Genomic DNA, 3694 nt, shown 5'->3' with positions numbered 1-3694 from the left:
GAACAGCCCAAAGAATGATTTCACCTTGAAAGTGCCGACCGTGGAAGGGATTCATCTGCTGTATCTCGAAATAAATAAGATATTTAGCTTATCATGTCAGCCTATTTGCAACAGTGCCCAACTTGCGACACTAAATTGGGTAGATTGGTTCAATAAAGAGCGTGTACATAGTGCACTAGGTTATGTATCACCTTTTGATTTTGAAGCAATGTACTATGATAAGATTAACCCGTTAGGTCAGGTGGCCTAACTTAAATAAAAAACTCTCCGACAAACCCGGTACGGTTCACCTTTATCTTTGTTTGTGATGAATACATTAGCAAGTTCCCATTTAGGTGCTGCATGAGAGAGAATTGGTAAAGATAGACAGAGTCCTAAGATAAACTTTTTCATTAATTGTCCTATGAAATCTCATAATGATTTGTTAAATCATAACTTAATTTATTGCTGATCTAGCTTAGCTTATAATTAATTTGAATTATTTTTACGTTGTTTGAGAACTTCTAATCCTAAATCCTTCCAAATTTGCCATTTCATATCATTTGGGTCTATTTCAGCAGTTTTAAGCAGAATTCCAAGTAATTCGGCTGGGTCACGCTGATCAAGGTTAGCAATTTCAAAAAGTGCGCCTAATTGAATGAGATGACGTGTACGAGCTTTTCGTTCAGCTTCCTTTTCTGCATTCAGTAATTTTCTGACTGCTATCTTCTGTTTATTCGCTCGATCTATGGCTTTTTCAGCTTTGATCAAGGCATTCAATTTTTTCTCTTGGTCGGGAGTACGGTATTGGATTTGAGCTAATTCTAATAAAAGCTTTTGTGCATCACTGGGATTCTTTAAAGCAGAAATGTAGGTAATTTTTTCAGACAGCCAATCATTATTCATATTCAATTCCTTAATTCATATACCGCAAAAGCACAGGCTCAATACTCAAAGAACGATAACAAAATAATTACGTCCAAGGTACGCAATTTTGTTAAAGTCGTTCTAGAGATTGTCGCCTGTACTTCCATCAAAAATTTGATGGCGCGCTTAGACGTTTCTCAATTTCATTGAGAAACCTAAGCACGTTAGGGACTTCATCCCTAAAACCCTGAAACTTCTTTTTTTCGTTCAATTGAAAATTGAATGAAAAAAAGAAGTACCAAAGCTAGGAGCAACAGCATGCAACTAAAACAGGTATTGGGAAAAATCAAAGATATTAGTTTTGGCGTGATCGCAGCACCGCTAATTATCATCATTATGATGTGGGCTTCGATACTTGATCAAAGAGCGTTTAAGAAAGAGCGCAACCGAAAAAAGGAACAGGATAAAACCTAATGGCGATTGCTCGTTTAAGTGTCAAAGTCGGTAAGGCAGGTAAAGCAGCACCGCATGCCGAATATATTGATAGGGATGAAGAAAAGAAGCTGAAACAGGAACAATCAGAAACTGACCTTGAACATAGTGACTATGGAAACATGCCGAAATGGGCTGAACATAATCCGATTACCTTTTGGCAGGCAGCCGACCTTTACGAGCGTAAAAATGGCAGTACCTATCGAGAATATGAAATTGCCCTACCTAGAGAGATGAATGCCGAGCAACGCCTAGAACTGGTTGAGGACTTCATTCAGTCTGAGATCGGCTCAAAATATCCGTATCAGTTTGCGATTCATAACCCTAAAGCAATGGACGGCAACGATCAGCCCCACGTCCACCTCATGTTTAATGAACGTCTGCAAGATGGAATCGAACGAGATCCAGAGCAATATTTCAAACGCTATAACAGCAAAAATCCTGAACGTGGCGGAGCTAAAAAAGACAATACAGGCAAGAGTTACCAGGAACGAAAAATTGATATTAAAGACCTACGCCAAAGATGGGCGGATTTATGCAACAGCCATTTAGAAAAACATCAAATTGATAGCCGTATTGATATGCGAAGCTACAAAGAGCAAGGCATAGAGAAAGAACCCGAAAAGAAACTGTTACCAAGCCAAGCCAAAGACCCTGAAATTAGGGAAGCCCTACAACAATCACGTACAGCCTATAAAGAGCTTGAGCGACTAGACTTAGGCGACCCCAAACAAGACCTGAAAGACCTCAAAAACAGCCCAATTTCAGATAAAGAAATTAAACAGGGTATTGAGAGCTTTAAGGCTGATTTTGACAGCTTTAAACAGCTTGCTTTGGAACAGTACAAACAGCAGCAGAAATTAGAAAGAGAGCAACAGAAAACAATGAAGTTTAGAGGGATGAGCCGATGACACCTGATGAAAAAAAGCTATATGCACTGATGGCAGTTGCAGAACAACAGCAGAACCTAGTCAATCAGGCCGTTAAAGAGCTTCAAATCACGAAAGAACACATTCAAAGCACTATTGCTGGGCAAACCCACCACACTATATCAAAAGCGGTAAATGAGGGCTTACAGGACGGTACAGCAGAACTTATTAAGACCGCTAAAGCGCTTGGACGCTTGAAAAACTCGATTGAATCAGCCAATGATCAATTTTCATGGAAGTTAATCACCACTTTCTTAGGTGTTTTTTCAGTTCTCATACTGACTATGACGTGGCTATTTGCATCTTATATTAAGCCTTTAGAGAATATTCCAAAGATCGAGAGTTTAAGGCAGCAAGGTATTCAGTTTGATATTCAAAGTTGTGCCGTTGGAGAAGAGTCCAAGCCCTGCGTCCGAGTGATGAAAGAGCAGTGTGGCTATGGGAAGCATGGGGATTTATGCGTTATTGACCCCAAATAGCTGAATCTGAAAATGAAGGCTCTAAGCACTCATTTATAATTTTTATTATGTTTAAAATTAGTGGAAGTTAAGGAAATTATTATGTTAAAGCAATCAAGTTTAGAAAGAACAGAGTTTAAGGAAGAAGAACTTGCGCCCATTAAAAAGCTTGATTTGAATGATTTGAAAGTTCCTATGCCTAAAAACCTTGATCAGTTACTGATTTGGACATCCGAACTGGCTCAATATAATTATGCTCAATTCCTTAACCAATCCGAACAGCTAAAACTTGTTGATGAAGACAACCTGGAAGAACAGGCGGAAATCAGTCAGAAGCTTAGGTTCTATAGAGGTAATGCGCTTATAGAAAACCAAATCAAAGATTTCTATTTGAAAAAGTTACTTGATCAAGGAGAGGCAACAGTCAAAGGTTATATTAAAAGTCCGACTAAGAAAAATACCCGATATGCTGTAATTTCTTATCATGACTATGATTTTGTAAGCTTTGCTACTCCAGAGATTCTTAATAAATTTCCAGCCGATCTCATCAATTTCGTGCAAAAGGAAACACCTAAGACATTAGCGGACATATATCCTGAAGAAGCCGTGTTCTTATCAGCTATCAAAAAATTTATAAAACCTTTTAAGGAACAGTATAAAAAATTGGCTGATAAGAACAGGGAAATTAAGGAGCACAATACAGTTGCTCATAAAATTTATATAAAAATTAAAAATAAGGAAGCAACTCTGCAAAAGCCAACAGAGTCAAAGCCTAAAGAATCTAATCCAAAGACTACTGAAAATAGTGCTGTACCAGTAGAAATGAAGCAGGTGGCCATTCAGAAAAATATGGCTCCACAAGAAAAGCCGATTACAGTGATTAAGAAGCGAAAGTTTGCTGTAAACAAAGAAAAGTAAATTTTAATTTAAAAATACAAAGAAAAAGCCCATCGAGTATTGAAACTCGAC

The 3694-nt window shown here is 38.0% G+C and carries 6 protein-coding genes; 5 read left to right on the top strand and 1 reads right to left on the bottom strand.

All coding sequences use genetic code 11. The annotated features are described in order from the left end of the window. Positions 1–250: integrase core domain-containing protein (locus FTV37_RS18035; RefSeq protein ID WP_257224369.1), on the top strand; the 250-nt coding region annotated here is incomplete at its 5' end. Positions 251–468: 218 nt separating this feature from the next. On the opposite strand, the gene FTV37_RS16670 is transcribed toward FTV37_RS18035, so the two are convergent. Next, positions 469–885, bottom strand: coding sequence for a conjugal transfer protein TraD (locus tag FTV37_RS16670; RefSeq protein WP_108091264.1), 417 nt, complete (start codon positions 883–885; stop codon positions 469–471). A 279-nt stretch (positions 886–1164) separates the two neighbouring features. Here FTV37_RS16670 and FTV37_RS16665 point away from each other — a divergent pair, with 279 nt between their 5' ends. From FTV37_RS16665 to FTV37_RS16650, 4 genes are all read left to right on the top strand, one after another. Then, positions 1165–1320: a hypothetical protein gene (locus FTV37_RS16665; RefSeq protein WP_002061201.1), complete on the top strand. Its 156-nt coding sequence runs from the start codon at positions 1165–1167 to the stop codon at positions 1318–1320. After that, a complete protein-coding gene (locus tag FTV37_RS16660) occupies positions 1320–2249 on the top strand; it encodes a MobA/MobL family protein (protein WP_180064295.1) in 930 nt (309 codons plus the stop codon). Before FTV37_RS16665 ends, FTV37_RS16660 begins: the two co-directional genes overlap by 1 nt. Beyond that, a complete protein-coding gene (locus FTV37_RS16655; protein ID WP_004282297.1) occupies positions 2246–2746 on the top strand; it encodes a hypothetical protein in 501 nt (166 codons plus the stop codon). Before FTV37_RS16660 ends, FTV37_RS16655 begins: the two co-directional genes overlap by 4 nt. 81 nt (positions 2747–2827) lie before the next feature. Then, on the top strand, positions 2828–3643 hold the full coding sequence (locus tag FTV37_RS16650) for a hypothetical protein (protein WP_180064294.1): 816 nt from the start codon (positions 2828–2830) through the stop codon (positions 3641–3643). Positions 3644–3694 lie beyond the last annotated feature (51 nt).

Source organism: Acinetobacter sp. YH16042 (genome assembly GCF_013417245.1).
Classification (GTDB): Bacteria; Pseudomonadota; Gammaproteobacteria; order Pseudomonadales; family Moraxellaceae; genus Acinetobacter; species Acinetobacter amyesii.
The sequence above is the reverse complement of the archived record's forward strand: the minus strand, read 5'-3'. Positions and strand labels throughout refer to the sequence as shown.

What these genes read in the sequence shown, in the direction of transcription:
- FTV37_RS16670 (WP_108091264.1), bottom strand. Translation starts at nt 885, where the DNA reads ATGAATAATGATTGGCTGTCTGAAAAAATTACCTACATTTCTGCTTTA.
- FTV37_RS16665 (WP_002061201.1), top strand. Translation starts at nt 1,165, where the DNA reads ATGCAACTAAAACAGGTATTGGGAAAAATCAAAGATATTAGTTTTGGC.
- FTV37_RS16660 (WP_180064295.1), top strand. Translation starts at nt 1,320, where the DNA reads ATGGCGATTGCTCGTTTAAGTGTCAAAGTCGGTAAGGCAGGTAAAGCA.
- FTV37_RS16655 (WP_004282297.1), top strand. Translation starts at nt 2,246, where the DNA reads ATGACACCTGATGAAAAAAAGCTATATGCACTGATGGCAGTTGCAGAA.
- FTV37_RS16650 (WP_180064294.1), top strand. Translation starts at nt 2,828, where the DNA reads ATGTTAAAGCAATCAAGTTTAGAAAGAACAGAGTTTAAGGAAGAAGAA.